General features: G+C 63.8%; 10 protein-coding genes. All 10 read right to left on the reverse strand.

Translation table 11 applies throughout. The annotated features are described in order from the left end of the window. Positions 1 to 48: 48 nt before the first annotated feature. The 10 genes from ACQ5BM_RS16455 to ACQ5BM_RS16500 all read right to left on the reverse strand — a co-directional run bounded on the left by ACQ5BM_RS16455 (position 49) and on the right by ACQ5BM_RS16500 (position 18,654). Positions 49 to 1,677, reverse strand: a complete 1,629-nt coding sequence (locus ACQ5BM_RS16455; protein ID WP_429813190.1) for an alpha-D-glucose phosphate-specific phosphoglucomutase — start codon at positions 1,675 to 1,677, stop codon at positions 49 to 51. Positions 1,678 to 1,683: 6 nt separating this feature from the next. Then, a complete protein-coding gene (gene glgA / locus ACQ5BM_RS16460) occupies positions 1,684 to 3,126 on the reverse strand; it encodes a glycogen synthase GlgA (RefSeq protein WP_429813192.1) in 1,443 nt (480 codons plus the stop codon). An 11-nt stretch (positions 3,127 to 3,137) separates the two neighbouring features. Beyond that, positions 3,138 to 4,400: a glucose-1-phosphate adenylyltransferase gene (glgC, locus tag ACQ5BM_RS16465; protein WP_429813195.1), complete on the reverse strand. Its 1,263-nt coding sequence runs from the start codon at positions 4,398 to 4,400 to the stop codon at positions 3,138 to 3,140. A gap of 120 nt (positions 4,401 to 4,520) precedes the next feature. Beyond that, positions 4,521 to 6,731, reverse strand: a complete 2,211-nt coding sequence (glgB, locus tag ACQ5BM_RS16470) for a 1,4-alpha-glucan branching protein GlgB (RefSeq protein ID WP_429813198.1) — start codon at positions 6,729 to 6,731, stop codon at positions 4,521 to 4,523. After that, positions 6,728 to 9,190: a glycogen/starch/alpha-glucan phosphorylase gene (locus ACQ5BM_RS16475; RefSeq protein ID WP_429813665.1), complete on the reverse strand. Its 2,463-nt coding sequence runs from the start codon at positions 9,188 to 9,190 to the stop codon at positions 6,728 to 6,730. The genes glgB and ACQ5BM_RS16475 overlap by 4 nt, the downstream gene beginning before the upstream one ends. Before the next feature lie 219 nt (positions 9,191 to 9,409). Beyond that, entirely contained in the window at positions 9,410 to 10,651 is a 1,242-nt protein-coding gene (locus ACQ5BM_RS16480) for a vWA domain-containing protein (protein ID WP_429813201.1), read from the reverse strand. Between the two features lie 178 nt (positions 10,652 to 10,829). Then, entirely contained in the window at positions 10,830 to 11,708 is an 879-nt protein-coding gene (locus ACQ5BM_RS16485) for a transglutaminase family protein (RefSeq protein ID WP_429813204.1), read from the reverse strand. Positions 11,709 to 11,720: 12 nt separating this feature from the next. After that, complete coding sequence (locus tag ACQ5BM_RS16490) at positions 11,721 to 14,129, reverse strand: circularly permuted type 2 ATP-grasp protein (protein ID WP_429813206.1); 2,409 nt, start codon at positions 14,127 to 14,129, stop codon at positions 11,721 to 11,723. Then, on the reverse strand, positions 14,130 to 17,456 hold the full coding sequence (locus tag ACQ5BM_RS16495) for a DUF2126 domain-containing protein (protein ID WP_429813208.1): 3,327 nt from the start codon (positions 17,454 to 17,456) through the stop codon (positions 14,130 to 14,132). Between the two features lie 163 nt (positions 17,457 to 17,619). Continuing rightward, positions 17,620 to 18,654: an aldo/keto reductase gene (locus ACQ5BM_RS16500; RefSeq protein ID WP_429813211.1), complete on the reverse strand. Its 1,035-nt coding sequence runs from the start codon at positions 18,652 to 18,654 to the stop codon at positions 17,620 to 17,622. Between the last annotated feature and the right edge of the window lie 54 nt (positions 18,655 to 18,708).

Genomic DNA, 18,708 nt, shown 5'->3' on the forward strand with positions numbered 1-18,708 from the left:
CAACGGAAAGAAAAAGGGCCGCATGAAGCGGCCCGATCGTTCAGTATCTCAGGTAATGACGCTCGGCTCGGTGCGGCCGGTGCGCGTCTTGATCCCCGCGATCTCGTCGGCGACGGCGATGAGATCGGAGAGTGCTTCCTGCGTCTCGATGCCGTGACGTGCCGGATCCGGCTCGAAGCGCTCGATGTAGACGCGCAGCGTCGCGCCCGAAGTGCCGGTGCCGGAGAGGCGGAAGACGACGCGGGAGCCGCCCTCGAAGAGGATGCGGATGCCCTGGTTCTTGCTGACCGAATGGTCGACCGGATCGTTGTAGGCGAAGTCGTCGGCGGTTGCGACCTTGAGCGCCCCGAAGGACTTTCCGGGCAGGCCGGCAAGCTGGTCGCGCAGGTTGGCGATCAGGCCGTTGGCCGCGTCGGTATCGACCTCTTCGTAGTCATGGCGCGAGTAATAGTTGCGGCCGTAGGTCGCCCAATGCTTCTTGACGATGTCGAGGGCGCTTTCCTTGCGCACGGCCAGGATGTTGAGCCAGAGCAAGACTGCCCAGAGGCCGTCCTTCTCGCGCACGTGGTTGGAGCCGGTGCCGGCGCTTTCCTCGCCGCAGATCGTCGCCATGCCCTCGTCGAGCAGGTTGCCGAAGAATTTCCAGCCGGTCGGCGTCTCGTAGAGGCCGATGCCGAGCTTCTCGGCGACGCGGTCGGCCGCACCGCTGGTCGGCATGGAGCGGGCGATGCCGGCGAGGCCCTTGGCGTAACCAGGCGCCAGATGCGCATTGGCGGCGAGCATCGCCAGGCTGTCCGAAGGGGTGATGAAGATGCCGCGGCCGATGATCAGATTGCGGTCGCCGTCGCCATCCGATGCGGCACCGAAGTCCGGCGCGTCGGGCGCCATCATCGTTTCGTAGAGCGCGCGGGCATGAACCAGGTTCGGGTCCGGATGGTGGCCGCCGAAGTCCGGCAGCGGCATGAAGTTCATCACCGAGCCCTTAGGCGCGCCGAGGCGTTTCTCGATGATCTCCTTGGCATAGGGGCCGGTGACCGCGCTCATCGCGTCGAAGACGACGCGGAAGCCGCCGCCGATCAGCTTGCGGATGGCCGCGAAATCGAACAGGCTCTCCATCAGTTCGGCATAGTCGGCGACGGGATCGATGACCGTCACTGTCATGCCTTCGATCTCCTGCGTGCCTTCGAGGTCGAGGTTGATGTCCCTGACGTCGGCGATCTTGTAGCTGTCGATCACCTTGCTGCGGGCAAAGATCGCGTCAGTGACCTTTTCCGGTGCCGGGCCGCCATTGCCGATATTGTACTTGATGCCGAAATCTTCGGTCGGGCCGCCGGGATTGTGGCTGGCGGAAAGGACGATGCCGCCGAAGGCCTTGTACTTGCGGATGACGTTGGAGGCAGCCGGCGTCGACAGGATGCCGCCGCGGCCGACGAGTACGCGGCCGAAGCCGTTGGCCGCCGCCATCTTGATGGCGATCTGGATGACTTCGCGGTTGTAGTAGCGGCCGTCGCCGCCGATCACCAGTGTTTCGCCCTGAAAGCCTTCGAGCGAATCGAAGATCGACTGGATGAAGTTCTCGGCATAGTTCTTCTGCTGGAAGACCGGGACCTTCTTGCGCAGCCCTGACGTGCCAGGCTTCTGGTCGCCATAGGGGGTTGTGGTAACCGTTCTTATCATGCTGACTTAACCTTTCCCGAGAAGACCGGAATATAGAGAGACGTAGCGCTCGGCACTTGTGGCCCACGAAACGTCCGATTTCATGCCCTGGGTCTGAATTCGCGCCCAGACCTTGGGCTCGTTGTATGCGCGCAATACGCGCCTCACCGCAAGTCGCAACCCGTCGGCGGTGACCGGGGTGAACTGGAAGCCGGTGGCGACCTTGGCCGAAAGCCCGGCCTCGTTGGCGTCGATGATCGTATCGGCCAGTCCGCCCGTGCGGGCGACGACTGGCACGCAGCCGTAGCGCAGGCCGTAGAGCTGGGTCAGGCCGCAGGGTTCGAAGCGCGACGGAATGAGGATCGCGTCCGAGCCTGCCTGCATCAAATGCGACAGCGGCTCGTTGTAGCCGGTGACCATGCCGATATGGCCGCGATGACGGGAGGCCGCCGCCAGAAGCGCACCCTCGAGCGCCGCATCGCCAGACCCGAGCACGACGAGTTTGCCGCCCATCGCGACGATGTCATCCGCGACCTCGGCGACGAGGTCCATGCCCTTCTGCCAGGTGAGCCGGCTGACGACGCAGAAGATCGGACCGTTGCCCTTCTCGAGGCCGAAGCGTTCTTCCAGCGCACGCCGGTTGCCGGCGCGCTGCTTCAAGGTCGTCGCGCTGAAATGCTGCGCAATATGCGGGTCGGTCTGCGGGTTCCATATGTCGGCGTCGATGCCGTTGACGATGCCGCTCAAGTCGGAAACGCGGCTTTTCAACAGACCCTCGAGACCCATGCCGAATTCGGGTGTCAGGATCTCCTGGGCATAGGAGGGGCTGACGGTGGTGATCGCGCTTGCCGTCTGCATCCCGCCCTTCAGGAAGCCGACATCGCCGTAATACTCGATGAACTGCATCGAGAAGGCTTCCGGAGGAAGAGCCAGCTCGGGGAAGACCGAGGCGCCGAACTGGCCCTGAAAGGCGATATTATGGATGGTCATGACCGTCGGCGTCGCGGGGGCGCGGCCAAAATGCATGTAAACCGGCGTCAGCGCCGTCTGCCAGTCATGGGCGTGGACGATGTCGGGTTTCCAGCCGGGGACGACATCGCCGGCGGCGACCTCGGCCGCCGCGAGCGAGAGCGCGGCGAAGCGACGGAAATTGTCGGCATAGTCGCGGCCGGTGGCGTCGACATAGGGACCGCCGTCTCGCTGGTAGAGCGCCGGCTGGTCGAGAACCAGGAGGTCCAGGCCATCGATCTCAGCCGCGAGGATCGTGGCCGGATCACCGAACAGGTTCTCGAGAGCGCCGACCTTCTTTTTCTTCTTCAGCTTCTGCAGCACGGCGGGATAGCCGGGCAGGAGGGTGCGGGTCTTGATGCCGTGCGGCGCAAGCGCTGTCGGGAGCGCGCCGGCGACATCGGCGAGCCCCCCGGTCTTGACCAGCGGATAGACTTCGGACGCAACGGACAGGACGTTCATGGAAGGCAGACCTACATCCCCAGCTTGTCGATCATCGTTTGCGTGATCAGGCAGACACCGTTTTCCGAGCGCCGGAAACGCTTGGCATCGAGCTCCGGATCATCGCCGACCACGAGGCCCTCCGGGATCACGACACGGCTGTCGATGACCACGTTGCGCAGCGTCGCATGGCGACCGATCTTCACATCGGGAAGAACTACGGCATTCTCCAGACGGGAATATGAATTTACTCTGACGCCTGTGAATAACAGGCTGCGGTTGAGTGCCGCGCCTGAGATGATGCAGTCGCCGGAGATGAGCGACGAGGTCGCCGAGCCGCGGCGGTTTTCATCGTCATGCACGAACTTTGCCGGCGGCTTGATCTCCGCGAAGGTCCAGATCGGCCAGGTGCTGTCGTAGATGTCGAGTTCCGGCGTCACATGGGTCAGGTCGATATTGGCCTGCCAATAGGCGTCGATGGTGCCGACGTCGCGCCAATAGGCCTCGCGCTCGAAATCCGAACGCACGCAGGACTGGGTAAACCGGTGCGCGACCGCTTTGCCGTTGTCGACGATGTAGGGAATGATGTCCTTGCCGAAGTCGCGGCTCGATTTCGGATCGGCGGCGTCGCGGCGCAGAAGATCCATCAGGAACTTCGTGTGGAAGACATAGATGCCCATCGAGGCGAGCGCCATGTCGGGATTGCCGGGAATGGCGGGCGGATCGGCCGGTTTCTCGACGAAGGCGATGATGCGATCCTTGTCGTCGACATGCATGACGCCGAAGCCGGTCGCCTCCATGCGCGGCACTTCGAGGCAACCGATGGTGACGTCGGCGCCGGAATCGACGTGCTGCTGCAGCATCAATTCATAGTCCATCTTGTAGATGTGGTCGCCGGCGAGGATGACCATGTATTCGACGCCGTGGTCTTCGATGATGTCGATGTTCTGATAGACGGCGTCGGCGGTGCCTTCGTACCATTGCGTCTCGGAAACGCGCTGGCTGGCGGGCAGGATGTCGAAGCTTTCGTTTCGTTCCGGACGGAAGAAGTTCCAGCCGCGCTGCAGGTGGCGAATCAGCGAGTGCGCCTTGTACTGGGTGGCGACGCCGATACGGCGGATACCGGAATTCAGCGCGTTCGAAAGCGCGAAGTCGATGATACGGGCCTTGCCGCCGAAATAGACCGCCGGCTTCGCCCGTCGGTCGGTCAGCTCCTTCAGGCGACTGCCGCGACCGCCAGCGAGAACATAGGCCATGGCATCACGTGCCAGAGGTTGCGTACGCTTTTCCACCATTTGTCCTCCCCAATCATTGACTTCCGGGGTCGTCACGGCGGCTTTTGGTGATGCCTTGCGACCCTCGAATCTTACAGTCTCATGCCGCCTGCCGATTTCGGCTGGCGGACCGAATGAAATCTACTCCTGCTCCAGCATCAGTGTCGCCAGGGGCGGCAGCGTGATGTTGGCCATTATCGCTCCCGTGGTGCTCTTCTCGGCGTAGACGGCGCCGCCGTTGCCCTTGCCGCTTCCTCCGTAGATTTCCGCGTCGGTATTGAGGATCTCCTTCCAGCGACCCTGGACCGGCAGCGGGATGGCGTAGCTCTCCCGGTAGACGGGCGTAAAATTGGTGATGACGGCGACGAGCTTTTCACCGGGCGCCTTGCGCAGCCAGGCGAAGACCGAATTGTCGCGGTCGTCGGCAAGCAGCCACTCGAAGCCATCGCCTTCGCAATCGCGCGCATGCAGGGCCGGCTTGGCGCGATAGGTGCCGTTGAGGTCACGCACCAGCCGGCGCATGCCTTCGTGCAGGTGGTATTCGAGCAGGTTCCAGTCGAGCGCGCGGTCCTCGGACCACTCGCGCCATTGCGCGAATTCCTGGCCCATGAACAAAAGCTTCTTGCCGGGATAGCCCCACATGAAGGCGTAATAGGCCCGGAGATTGGCGAACTTCTGCCAGTCGTCGCCGGCCATCTTTGCGATCAGCGAGCCTTTGCCATGCACCACTTCGTCATGGGACAGCGGCAGCACGAAGTTTTCGCTGAAGGCGTAGAGCAGGCCGAAGGTCAGGTCGTTGTGGTGGAACTTGCGGTGCACCGGCTCGCGCGACAGATATTGCAGCGTGTCGTGCATGAAGCCCATGTTCCACTTGAAGCCGAAACCCAGGCCGCCAGCATGAACCGGGTGGGATACCTTCGGCCAGGAGGTCGATTCCTCGGCGATCGTCAGGATGCCCTGGTGGATGCCGTAGATCTGGGTGTTCATCGTCTGCAGGAAGCGAACCGCCTCGAGGTTTTCGTTGCCGCCATACTCGTTCGGCACCCATTCGCCATGCTTGCGCGAATAGTCGAGGTAGAGCATCGAGGCGACCGCGTCGACGCGCAGTCCGTCGACATGGAACTTCTCGGCCCAGTAGAGCGCGTTGTTGACGAGGTAGGACAGCACCTCCTGGCGGCCGAAATTGTAGATCGCCGTGTTCCAGTCGGGATGGAAGCCCTGGCGCGGGTCTTCGTGCTCGTAGAGCGCGGTGCCGTCGAACCAGCGAAGCCCGTGCTCGTCCGTCGGGAAATGCGCCGGCACCCAGTCGAGGATGACGCCGATGCCGACCTTGTGGCAGCCGTTCACGAAACGGGCAAAGCCCTCGGGCTCGCCGAAGCGGGCGGTCGGTGCATACAGGCCGGTCGTCTGGTAGCCCCAGGACGGATCGAAGGGAAACTCCGAGATCGGCAGGAACTCGATGTGGGTGAAGCCCATATCGACGCAATAGGGGATCAGCCGGTCGGCGAGTTCGTCCCAGGAGAGCATTTCGCCATTGTCGCGGCGCTGCCAGGAGCCGGCATGGACCTCGTAGATCGAGATCGGTTGGCGCCGCGCATCGACCGTCGCCCAGTGCTTGCGATGCGCCTCGTCCTCCCAGGATTGCGCGATCTCCGGCGTCGTCACCGAAGCGGTGTTGGGACGAAGCTCGGACCTCCGGGCAAAAGGATCGGCCTTGAGCGGCAGCAGCGTGCCATTGCGGTCGAGGATCTCGTACTTGTAAGCAAGACCGGCCTCGACGCCGGGAATGAAGATCTCCCAGATGCCGGTGTCGGCACGCAGCCGCATGACGTGGCGCCGGCCATCCCAATTGTTGAATTGGCCGACGACGGAAACGCGCTTGGCATTGGGCGCCCAGACGGCAAAGTGATAGCCATCGGCGCCATCGTGATGGATCGGATGTGCGCCCATCTTGTCGAAGAGCCGGAGGTGTGAACCTTCGCGGATGTAATAGTCGTCCATCGGCCCGAGGACCGGGCCGAAGCTGTAGGGGTCGATGACGATCCATTCGCCGCCCTGGTTGCGGGCGCGATAGCGCACGGGCTGGGGTTTCTTCAGAGAGATGGGACCTTCGAAGAAACCGGCATCGTCACGCCGTTCGAGCGCGCCGAGCTCCTTGCCCGAGAGCGTTTCCACCGCCACGGTCTCGGCATCGGGGATGAAGCAGCGGGCAAGAATGGCCTTGCCGGCGGGGTGTACGCCGAGGACCGCGAAAGGATCATCGTGCGTACCGGAAAGAATGGCCGCGATTTCCGGCGCTGACAGCAGACCTGAAGCTGCGGGTTCCGGGTCCTTGCCGGCCGAAGGCGTCATCCAGCTCTCCAGATTTCCCCGGCATATTGCCGGATAGTGCGATCGGACGAGAACCAGCCCATCCGTGCGGTGTTGCGGATCGCCTGCGCATACCAGTCGGAAGGGTTCGTCCAGAGCTGGTCGATCTCCCGCTGCGCTTTGGCATAGGCTTCGAAATCGGCGGCAACCATGAACCAGTCGTGATTGTAGATGCCGTCGATCAGGCCGGAGAAGCGGTTGCGGTCGTCGGGCGAGAAGACGCCCGAGGCGATCGCCTGGAGCGCCTGCGACAGTTCGGGCGAGCCTTCGATGATGGAGCGCGGATTATGGCCCTCGGCACGCGCCTTCGCCACTTCCTCAGCGGTCATGCCGAAGATCTTGATGTTTTCCTCGCCGATCCAATCGCGCATCTCGACATTGGCGCCGTCGAGCGTGCCGATCGTCAGCGCGCCGTTCAGCGCGAATTTCATGTTGCCGGTGCCCGAGGCTTCCATGCCCGCGGTCGAGATCTGCTCGGACAGATCGGCGGCCGGAACCATGATCTCGGCGAGCGAGACGTTGTAGTTCGGCACGAAGACGATCTTGAGCAGGCCGCGCACAGAAGGATCGTTGTTAACGACGCGGGCGACATCATTGGCGAGTTTGATGATCAGCTTGGCGTTGTGATAGCTCGGCGCCGCCTTGCCGGCAAAGAGCTTGACGCGCGGCACCCAGTCCAGCTCCGGATGCGAGCGGATCTGGTCGTAGAGCGCGACGGCTTCGACGATGTTGAGGAGCTGGCGCTTGTATTCGTGGATGCGCTTGATCTGGATGTCGAACATCGCCGACGGATCGAGCCTGATGCCGAGCCGGCTCTGGACGAGCTGGGAAAGGCGGACCTTGTTCGCACGCTTGACGGCAGCGAAATGCTCCTGGAAATCCGCCTTGTCGGCGAAGGCGTCGAGCGCCTGCAGTGCCTCGGTATTGTCCATGAACTCATCGCCGATCGCGTCACGGATCAGCCCGAAGAGCCCCGGATTGCACTGCATCAGCCAGCGGCGCGGGGTGATGCCGTTGGTCTTGTTGTTGATGCGTTCAGGATAGAGCTTGTGAAGGTCGGCAAAGACCGTTTCCTTCATCAGCTCCGTATGCAGCGCCGAAACGCCATTGATCGAGTGCGAGCCGACGAAGGCGAGGTTGCCCATGCGCACCCGGCGCTCGCCGCTCTCGTCGATCAGCGAGATGTTGCGGATCTCGTCATCGGTGGCGCCCTTCTGCTTGCGCGCCTCGATCAGGATCTTGGCGTTGATCGCATAGACGATCTGCATGTGGCGCGGCAGCAGCCGTTCGATGAGCGGCACCGGCCAGCTTTCGAGCGCTTCCGGCAGAAGCGTATGGTTGGTGTAGGAGATCGTGCGGCGGGTGATGTCCCAGGCCTGCTCGAAATCAAGGCCGTGCACGTCGGTGAGCAACCGCACCAGTTCGGCCACGGAAATGGCCGGGTGGGTGTCGTTCAGCTGAATGGCAACGGCGTCCGGCAGCGAGTCGAAGTCCGGATATTGCTGCAGGTGCCGGCGCAGGATGTCCTGCAGCGAGGCGGATGAGAAGAAATATTCCTGGCGCAGCCGCAGTTCCTGACCAGCCGGCGTCGCGTCGGCAGGATAGAGCACGCGGGTCAGGCTTTCCGCCTTGTTGCTCTCGCGCAGTGCGCCGATGTGGTCGCCGGCGTTGAAGGCCGCAAGCAGGATCGGGTCGATCGGCTGCGCCGTCCAGAGGCGAAGCGTGTTGACGCGCTTTGCCCGCCAGCCGACGGCGGGCGTGTCGAAGGCGGTGGCGATGACGCGCTCGGCCGGCTTCCACACGAAGCGCTGGATCTCCTCGTCGATGTTGGCCGTTTCGACCACGCCACCGAAGCCGATCTCGTAGGAGCTTTCACGCCGCTCGAATTCCCAGGGATTGCCGTGGGCGAGCCAGGTCTCCGGCAGTTCCACCTGCCAGCCGTCGGCCATCTGCTGGCGGAACAGGCCGTGCATATAGCGGATGCCGTAGCCATAGGCGGGCACGTCGACAGTGGCCATCGATTCCATGAAACAGGCGGCGAGACGGCCGAGACCGCCGTTGCCGAGCGCTGCGTCCGGCTCGAGCTCGGCGATGACGTCGATATCGACGCCGAGAGAAGCGAGTGCGTCGCGCATCTCGTCCATCAGGCCGATATTGGTCATGGCGTCGCGCATCAGCCGGCCGATGAGGAATTCGAGCGACAGGTAATAGACGCGCTTGGCACCGGTCGCGTAGGTCTTGCGGGTGGAATCCATCCACTTGTCGGTGATGCGGTCGCGGGCGACCAGGATCGCCGCCGTCAGCCAGTCATGGGGCTTCGCGACCTTCGGATCCTTGCCGATGCGATACTTCAGACGTTCGAGGATTTCGACGGCGAGCTGGCCAGGTTCAGACGACCTTGGGGCGGGCTGCGGCACTTCGTTGGTGGAGAGCCTGTTCATCATGAAACTGTCTATACCCTTTTGCGTTGGGAGGTCGCAGGCCGGATCCGACCGGGGATAGGGCAATTTATGCATCGATCCGAAGCGCTTGCAACAGATGTTTTTAAATGGATTAGAATTGTCTCAAGCTACGGAACTCGCTGACGGAACGGACCGCAATACCTGAACGCAAAAGCCGCCCGGCGTGACCGGGCGGCTTGAAGGATGCAGGTCCTGGCGTTACTTCGTCAGGCGGGTAGCCATGGCTGAGGCTTTTTCGCCGATCGCCTTGAAGGCTGCGATCAGATCGGCGGCTTCTTCCGCCTGAAAGTAATTTGCCTCAGTTGTGGCGCAGGCCTTCAGCAAGGCCTTGCCGCGGTCGGGCGCCATGAAGGCCACGGTGTAGACCTGCACGTTGTTCTTTCGAGCGGTGTCGCACCACGCCAGGGTTGTCGTGTCGTCGCTCGTGTTGTTGTTGTCGCCATCCGTCATGAAGACGATGTACTTGGTGGGAACCTGTCCGTTCTTGGCCTTGTGAGCCGTATCCTCGGTCGCCGCGGTCACGCGGCTGTAGGCAGTCTTGAACGCGTTACCTGACGCGGTGCCGCCTGTTGCAACAAGGGCGTTCACATAGGTTGACGTGCCGGCGGTGCCCCAGTCGAGGTTGCCGGGCGTGTCCTGTGCCGAATTGTAGGAGATGGCCGCTGTGCGGACATACAAATTATTGGGATCGGCGGTCTTCAATTGCGTGAGCAAATCGCTGACGGCGGTTTTGAGCGCGTCGACCTTGGTTACGTAGCAAGGGCTACTTGCCCTTAGGTTCGGATACTTGCCCCAATTCGAATCTGTGTAGTTCGGGCAGGATGTCTTCGTGGCGTTCAGCGTGTTGGTTTTCCAGGCCATCGACCCGGAACGATCGAGCACCAGATACATCGACAAGGCGTTCTTACTCTCGGTGGCGCTTTCGGCCTTGGCGAGGGTTTCAATGTCGATTGATGTCTTCCCGAGCAGGCGTGTCATCGCGTTGAACTGGAACGTCTGCTTGTTCAGGACGGTGACGTTGTAGGCCTTGCCGGTAGGACCATTGCTGCTTTCAATGATGTCAATGGTCGGCTGGCTGCCCGTCGACGCTTCCGCCGAAGCGGTCTTGGCCAACGAGCTCGTGCCACTTTGATCGTTCCCGCCGGGAACATCGACGGCGCTGCCGCCCGACTGCGTCTTGAGGAAGGCTGCGGCAATTTCCTTTGCCTTGGCAATCGTTGGCGGATCCTTTGAGACCAGAGAAGAGGCCGCCGCGAGCGCCGCCGCATCGGCTGCATCCTGCATCTGGTTCTTGGTCGTCATCATGCTGGCCAAGTCGATGGCGACGCCGCCGGCCGCCAACAGCAATGGCGTCGCAAGCGCCGCCATAATACCGAAATTACCACCCCGGTCCTTGAGCATCGCCACAAGGGACCGGCCTACAGTGTATCGTCTTCCCATCTTTGCACACCCCAGAGGAACACGTTGCAAGCTTGGGGGCACAGATAGCGTCGATGGCTTACGATATCGTTCCGACAATCGCTGCAATTTTAACGGAATTCAGGAAAACCAGTGCTTACAGAGGGTTCCGCAATTGCGGCGTTGTCCGGAAACGGGAAACGGCCTGTACCAAATCGGATCAGGGCACCGGAATGACGTCCACGGCCTGCTTCGTCGTCTGGCTGCCATAGCTCTTCAGGACCCCGATAACGGGGGCGACGTCGCCGTAATCACGACCGTGGCCGACAACAATATGGTCGGTTCCCGCCGGAATATTGTTGGTCGGGTCGAGTTCGAGCCAGCCGCCTGTAGTACCGCACCAGATCCGCACCCAGGCATGCATGGCATCGGCACCCTCGAGGCGTTCCTTGCCGGGCGGAGGGATTGTCCGCAGGAAGCCGCTGACATAACCGGCGGGGATGCCGAGGCTTCTCAGCGCCACGATCATCACATGGGCGAAGTCCTGGCAGACGCCGCGCTTCAGCTTGAACGCCTCGCCCGGTGTCGTGTTCACCGTGGTTGCCTCGCCGTCATAGGTGAAATCGCGATGGATGCGCTCGCACACGGCGATGGCGATCTGTCGGACCGTCATGGCGTCGGTGACAATATCCTGCGCGTAGGCGGCAATTTCGGGGACTTCCGGCAGGAGCGGGCTTGGCCCTGTGAAGTGGTGTGGCGCTTCGGCGTCGACCGACCAGCAGGCGGCGAGTTCGGCCGGCAGGCCGGTGAGATGAGGCGAAAAATCCGCTGTCAGCGGCTGCGGCTCCACCTGCACGCGCGCCTGCATGCGGATCGTCAGATCGGCATGGGAGGAGCGGAAGAGGATCGACGTGAACGGGTTGGCAAAGAAATCGATGCCTTCGGCGCGCTCGGCCGGCATCGGCTGGCAGCTCAACGAACCGACGATGAGACGCTGGCGGCCCTGAAGGGTTGCGGGCATGACGCGCACGAGGTGGCGACCGCCGGAGACCGGTACTTCGTAGTCATAGGTGATCTTCAGGCTGATATCGTAAAGCAATGGTCGCGCCCCTTAGCCGAGATAGGTTCGGGCGAGCAGGTCGGACAGGCTTTCGAGATCGCGCTCCAACCGGTTGTAGACGCCGAGAGTCATGGCTTCCGGCGTCATCACGGCGAGGCCAGAATGCAGGCGCATCGCCTCGCGATAGAAGGGCGACATCTGTCCATTGACGAAGGCGTTCGGCAGCAGTTCCACTTCGGTCTTGATCTCGTTCAACTGGTAGAGCACCGAGCGCGGGTTGAGCGGGTCGAGCGCCAACAGGTCCGTTACGGTCAATGCGGCGGTGCTGACATTGTAGCGCCGGCGGTGGGTCATGACGCTGTCGCCGATCTCGAGCAGCATGTCGTAGGCGCCGTCGGGCGCATCCGGTCCCGACATATGGCCGAGCAGCCGCGTCATGTGCAGGCCACGCTCGAGATAGCGGCCGATCGAAAGAAAGCGCCAGCCGGTGAAGCGGTACATGTTTTCGTGCACGAGACCGGCAAAGCCGGCGAGCTTGCGCAGAAGCACGGTCATGGCGCGGGTCGCATCGTCGCCGGCCTGCACCGTCGCGTGGAACTTGCGCGCCGTCTGCGACAGGTCGTTCAGCGCCAGCCAGCCGTCCGGCGAGAACCGGTCGCGGATGTTGCCGGCGCTGAAGAGAGCGCTGGCAATATTGGCAAGCAGGCTGTCGGGCACCGGCTGGCGCGTGTCGATCTCGAGCGCGGCGAGATAATCGCTGACATCCCTCAGGAGCGGCAGGTCCGGATCGGCGGTTTCGGCGAAGCGGCCGTGCCAGGCGCGCAGGATGCGCAGCGCCCCTTCGGCGCGCTCGATGTAACGGCCGAGCCAGAAAAGGTTGTCGGCCGCCCGGCTCGGCAGGCTCCCGGGCATGTTGCGGGTGAAGCTCTCCTCGGCCGGAAGCAATGTCGTGCGTTCCACCGGACGGTCGCTGACGATCCAGACGTCGGCCGCAGTGCCACCCGCCTGCATCGCAATGGCGGCCACATCGTCGCCGGAGCCGATGCGGGCGAAACCGCCGGGCATGATCTGCCAGCCGTCGCGGGTCCGTGCCGCGAAGACGCGCAGGCTCATCGGGCGCGGCGTCAACCGGCCGCGAACCCAGGCCGGGGTGGTCGAAAGCGTGACGACCTCCTGGCCGACGAGCTTGCCGCCTTCCGCGCCAAGCCAATCGGCAATCGAGGCGCGGGCCTCCTCGCCGAGCGTTGCGCCGAGCACGGACCGGCCGTTGTCATCGAAGAAGGGGCGCGTCGCATAGGCCGGACCGATGACCATGCGATCGAGATTGGCAGCGACCTGCTCTCGCTCGGCCGGCTGCCCGCACCACCAAGTGGCGATCGAGGGCAGCTTCTGCTCCTCGCCGAGCAGGTGGCGGCAGATCGCTGGCATGAAGGCGAGGAAGGCGCGTGTCTCGACGATGCCGGTTCCGAGCGCGTTGACGATTGAGACGGAGCCGGCGCGAAGCGCCTCGACGATGCCGGGCGTACCGATATGCGAGGACTGATTCAGCTCAAGCGGGTCGGCGAAGGCGGCGTCAAGGCGGCGCCAGAGCACGCCCACGGGTTTGAGACCGGCGACGGTGCGTACCATCACTCGGCCGCCGACCACCGTCAGGTCTTCGCCTTCGAGCAGCATGAAGCCCAGATAGCGGGCGATATAAGCGTGCTCGAAATAGGTCTCGTTCGCGATGCCGGGCGAAAGCACGGCGATGCGGTCGTCCGGGTGTAGCTTGCCATTCTGAAGCGCATCGCGGAATTCGCCGAAGAAGCCGGCCAATCGGTGCACGTGGGTTTCGGCATAGAGATTGGAGAAGGCGCGCGTGGTCGCGACCCGGTTCTCCAGCGCGAAGCCGGCGCCGGAGGGCGCTTCGGTGCGGTCCGAAAGGACCCACCAGTTGCCATCGGGGCCGCGGCCGATCTCGAAGGAGACGAAGTGCAGAAAGTGACCATCGGCCGGCTTCACGCCGACGAGCGGCCGCAGGAATTGCGGATTGGAGGCGATCAGCGCCGGCGGCAGCAGGCCTTCGCGCACCAGCCGGTTCTCGCCATAGATGTCGGCAACCACCTTCTCCAGGAGCTCTGCGCGCTGGACCAGCCCTTGCGAAACCGTCGCCCATTCCTTCTCGTCGATCAGGACCGGGATATGGGACAATGGCCAGCTTCGGTCGGTGCTCTCCTTGGCGCCGTAGACCCGGTAGAAGACGCCGGCGTCGCGCAGGTAGCGGTCGGCGCGGGCGAAGCGGTTGGCGAGTTCCGTTTCGTCGAGCCGTCCGAGCGTCGCGAGCAGCCGCTGCCAGACCGGGCGGACATTGCCCTCCCGGTCGAGCATCTCGTCGGCGATACCAGGAAGGGCGCGGTAGCCGAAGACCGGATCGTCGTCGGTGCCCCGATGGTTCGCGGCGGCTGTCTGCTTTTTCGCCATTTACGCTCCTGGCGGACGCCTGAGATCAAGCGTCATCGGGAATTCCATAGACGGGCTTTCCGGGCGAAGCGGGTAACCTCCTGACGTATGACCCCAGGGCTCGAACCGCGACAGGCGCCGCGCTTCGGCCTCGTTGCCGTTGACCGGAAACGTGTCGTAGTTGCGCCCACCCGGATGGGCGACATGGTAGACGCATCCGCCAATCGCCCGATTCGACCATGTATCATAAATGTCGAATGTGAGGGGAGTATTGACTGGCAGGACCGGATGCAGGCCCGAGGCCGGCTGCCAGGCCTTGTAGCGCACGCCGGCAATGGCCGAGCCGTTGGAGCCGGTGCGCGTCAACGGCACCGGTCGACCATTGCAGGCAACCGCATAGCGCTCGGGATTGGCGGTATCGAGCTTGACCTGCAGGCGCTCGACCGAGCTGTCGACATAGCGCACGGTGCCGCCGATCGCGCCCTGTTCGCCCATCACGTGCCAGGGTTCGAGCGCTTGGCGCAGTTCGAGCCTGGCGTCTTGATATTCGACCTCGCCGCAGAAGGGGAAGCGGAACTCGAGCTGGGCCTCGAACCATTCTGGCTTCAGGTCGAAGCCGTGAGCGCGAAGATCGGCGAGCACTTCGAGAAAATCCTGCCAAACATGGTGCGGCAGCATGAAGCGGTCGTGCAGCGCCGTGCCCCAGCGCACGAACCGGCCGTCGATCGGATGCTTCCAGAAGCGGGCGATGAGGGCGCGCACCAGCAACTGCTGGGCAAGCGACATGCGGGCGTTCGGCGGCATCTCGAAGCCGCGGAACTCGACGAGGCCGAGACGCCCGGTCGGCCCGTCCGGCGAAAACAGCTTGTCGATGCAGATCTCCGCCCGGTGCGTGTTCCCGGTCACGTCGACGAGCAGGTTGCGGAACAGCCGGTCGACGAGCCAGGGCAGGGGCGGCGCAGCCGCCGAGCCCGGCATCGGCACCTGGGCGAGCGCGATTTCGAGCTCGTAGAGCTGATCGTGCCGGGCCTCGTCGATGCGCGGCGCCTGCGAGGTCGGGCCGATGAAGAGGCCCGAAAACAAGTAGGAGAGCGACGGGTGTCGTTGCCAGTGCAGCACGACGCTCTTCAGCAGATCCGGACGGCGCAGGAACGGGCTGTCGTTGGGATTGGCGCCGCCAACGACCACGTGGTTGCCGCCGCCGGTGCCGGTGTGGCGCCCGTCGATCATGAACTTGTCGGCGCCGAGCCGGCTCTGGCGCGCCTCTTCGTAGATCGCGGTGGTGATGTCGACGCAATCGCGCCAATGCGATGCGGGATGAATGTTGACCTCGATCACGCCGGGGTCCGGCGCAACGCGGATGACGTTGATGCGTTCATCCTGCGGCGGGGCATAGCCCTCGATATGGACGGGCAGGCCGATGTTGGCGGCAGCCCGTTCCGCAGACGCGATCAGTTCGAGATATTCCTCGATGCTTGTCGTCGGCGGCATGAAGACGCAGAGCCGGCCGTCGCGCGGCTCGACGCTGATGGCAGTGCGCACCAGGCCGGCGATCTCGTCGCGCGCCACCGGTAGCGGGGTCTCCGGAACCTCCGAGGGCTGGAAACGCGCCTGCTGCGGCCGGCTGATCTCTTCGGCGAAATCCGGCAGGCCGTCGCGCGGCACGGTCGGATCGACCGGGTTGATATAGGGGAACCAGGAGGGCGCGATATAGGGCAGGGCGCCGAGCGGCAGGCGATAGCCGACGGGACTGTCGCCGGGCACGAGGAAGAGCCGGCCGCGGCGGGTGCTCCACTTTTCACTCATCCACTTCCGTCCCGATGCGCGGGCGTTCCAGGCCTGCACCGGCAGAACGTAACCCGTGGGCGTCGTCAGCCCGCGCTCGAAGACACGCGCCATGCGGCTGCGTTCTTCCGGGTCCTTGAGCTTGGAGTTGGCCGGGTCGACATTATCGGGGAGGTTCGCCTCCTTCAGCAACCATTCGGCCGGGTCCTCGAAGGCGGGCACGACCATGTCGGCGGCAAGGTCCAACTCGCCGGCGATTGCCTGGAGCAGGCGTTCGGCGTCCTTCTCGGTGACATCGTGGCTGCCCGCTTCCTCGGCGATGAGATCGGGCCGGCGCCAGATCGGTACGCCGTCCTTGCGCCAGTAGAGCGAGAAGGTCCAGCGCGGCAGGCTTTCGCCCGGATACCATTTGCCCTGGCCGTAATGCAGGAAGCCACCGGGGGCGAAGCGCTCGCGCAGGCGCCGGATCAAGGCGTCTGCCTTTTCGCGCTTGGTCGGCCCGACGGCGGCGGTGTTCCATTCCTCGGACTCGAAATCGTCGATCGAGACGAAGGTCGGCTCGCCGCCCATCGTCAGCCGGACGTCGTTTTCCTGGAGCACCCGATCGACCTTCTCGCCGAGCGCATTCAGCGCGTCCCAGCTTTCGTCGGAGAAGGGCTTGGTGATGCGCGGATGTTCGGCGACCCGCGCCACCTTCATATCGAAGGCGAAATCGGTACGGGTTTCGGGGTCGCCGAAGAAGCCGCCGGAGATCGGCGCGGCATTGCGGAAATGCGGGGTCGCGGCAAGCGGGATGTGGCTTTCGCCGGTCAGGAGGCCGGAGGTCGGGTCGAGCCCGACCCAGCCGGCGCCCGGCAGGTAAACCTCAGCCCAGGCATGCAGGTCGGTAAAGTCGTGGTCGGTGCCGGAGGGGCCGTCGAGTGCCTTGAGATCGGGCGTGAGCTGGATGAGATAGCCGGAGACGAAGCGCGCGGCGAAACCGAGATTGCGCAGGATCTGGACCAACAGCCAGCTCGAATCGCGACAGGACCCGCGGGCCGCAGTCAGCGTGTCCTCCGGCGTCTGCACGCCGGGCTCCATGCGGATGACGTAGCCGATCTCCTGCTGCAGGCGCGTGTTGAGCCCGACGACCATGTCGACGGTGCGTTGCCGCGAGCGGTCGACCGTCGCGAGGAAGGCGCCAAGCGCCGGACCGACCGGCTCCGGCGTCATGTAGATCCTGAGGTCGTCGCTGAGGTGTTCCGGATAGGGGAAGGGCCAGTGCTCCGCCTCCTCTTCGACAAAGAAGTCGAAGGGATTGTAGACGGTCATGTCGGCGACGAGATCGACCTCGATCTTCAATTCGCTGACCGGATCGGGAAACACGAACCGGGCAAGATAGTTGCCGTAGGGATCCTGCTGCAGGTTGACGAAATGGTTGGCGGGCGAAACCTTCAGCGAGTGACTGATGACCTTGGTCTTTGAATGGGCCGCAGGCTTCAGCCGGATGATCTGCGGCGACAGCCTTACGGGACGGTCATAGGTGTAGTGGGTCAGGTGATAGATGCTGGCCTTGATCGACATGCCGGATTTGGTCCCCTTCGTGGGAGGTCTTGCGCCCCCATCGTCACGAAGTTTGTGCAATGCAAATCGAGAATGCAAGCGCGAAAGCGCGTAAGGAAAATCGAGGCGCCGCAATGCTTTCGCACGCCCGGCCGGGGCGTGCGAAAGGCGGGCGTTATGCCGGTCAGACGATCGGCGGGTTGAGCCGCGCAAAGCCTTCCTGGCGATAATAGGGGAAATAAGGATAGGCGGGCGTCGTCTTGCTTGCCTCATCGAGGCGGGCGATCTGTTCCGGCGACAGCGACCAGCCGACGGCGCCGAGATTCTGGCGGAGCTGCTCCTCGTTGCGGGCGCCGATGATCACGCTCGAGACGGTCGGGCGCTGCAGCAGCCAGTTGATGGCGATCTGCGGGATCGTCTTGCCGGTCTCCTCGGTCAGTTGGTCGAGCACGTCGACGACGTCGTAGAGCTTCTCGTCATCGACCGGCGGGCCGAAGGCCGCGGTATCGTGCAGGCGGCTGCCTTCCGGCCAGGGCTGGCCGCGCCTGATCTTGCCGGTGAGTCGGCCCCAGCCGAGCGGGCTCCAGACAAGCGCGCCGACGCCCTGATCGGCCGCAAGCGGCATCAGTTCCCACTCGTAGTCGCGTCCGACCAGCGAATAGTAGACCTGGTGGGCGACATGGCGGACGAGGCCGTGCTTCTCCGAGACGGCCAGCGATTTCATCAACTGCCAGCCGGCGAAGTTGGAGGCGCCGACATAGCGCAGCTTGCCGGCGGCAACGAGGCCATCGAGCGTTGAGAGCACCTCTTCGACCGGTGTCCCCGCGTCGAAGGCGTGAAGTTGCAGGAGGTCGATATAGTCGGTGCCGAGCCGTTTGAGCGCCTCGTCGACGCCCTTCGTCAGGCGCGAACGCGATGTGCCGGCATCGTTCGGGCCATCGCCCATCGGCAGCGCGATCTTGGTGGAGAGCAGGACGGCATCCCGCCTTCCCTTGATGGCGGCACCGAGCACGGTCTCGGAGGCCCCGTCGGAGTAGACGTCGGCCGTGTCGAAGAGATTGACGCCGGCCTCCAGCGAAATGTCGATCAGGCGTCGCGCTTCGGCTGCGTCGCTGTTGCCCCAGGCGCTGAAGAGCGGACCCTTGCCGCCGAAAGTTCCTGCGCCGAAGCTCAAGGCCGGCACTTTCAGTCCCGATGATCCAAGCCGTCTGTATTCCATATCTCCAAGCTCCTCGTTGGCTTCGTTCGTGCGAGACACCGGGCACCGGCGCTC

This window comes from Ensifer sp. B1-9 (genome assembly GCF_050474445.1).
GTDB lineage: Bacteria > Pseudomonadota > Alphaproteobacteria > Rhizobiales > Rhizobiaceae > Ensifer.

Excerpts from the sequence above, each read along its gene's own strand:
- ACQ5BM_RS16455 (WP_429813190.1), bottom strand. The coding sequence starts at position 1,677 with ATGATAAGAACGGTTACCACAACCCCCTATGGCGACCAGAAGCCTGGC.
- glgA (WP_429813192.1), bottom strand. The coding sequence starts at position 3,126 with ATGAACGTCCTGTCCGTTGCGTCCGAAGTCTATCCGCTGGTCAAGACC.
- glgC (WP_429813195.1), bottom strand. The coding sequence starts at position 4,400 with ATGGTGGAAAAGCGTACGCAACCTCTGGCACGTGATGCCATGGCCTAT.
- glgB (WP_429813198.1), bottom strand. The coding sequence starts at position 6,731 with ATGACGCCTTCGGCCGGCAAGGACCCGGAACCCGCAGCTTCAGGTCTG.
- ACQ5BM_RS16475 (WP_429813665.1), bottom strand. The coding sequence starts at position 9,190 with ATGAACAGGCTCTCCACCAACGAAGTGCCGCAGCCCGCCCCAAGGTCG.
- ACQ5BM_RS16480 (WP_429813201.1), bottom strand. The coding sequence starts at position 10,651 with ATGGGAAGACGATACACTGTAGGCCGGTCCCTTGTGGCGATGCTCAAG.
- ACQ5BM_RS16490 (WP_429813206.1), bottom strand. The coding sequence starts at position 14,129 with ATGGCGAAAAAGCAGACAGCCGCCGCGAACCATCGGGGCACCGACGAC.
- ACQ5BM_RS16495 (WP_429813208.1), bottom strand. The coding sequence starts at position 17,456 with ATGTCGATCAAGGCCAGCATCTATCACCTGACCCACTACACCTATGAC.
- ACQ5BM_RS16500 (WP_429813211.1), bottom strand. The coding sequence starts at position 18,654 with ATGGAATACAGACGGCTTGGATCATCGGGACTGAAAGTGCCGGCCTTG.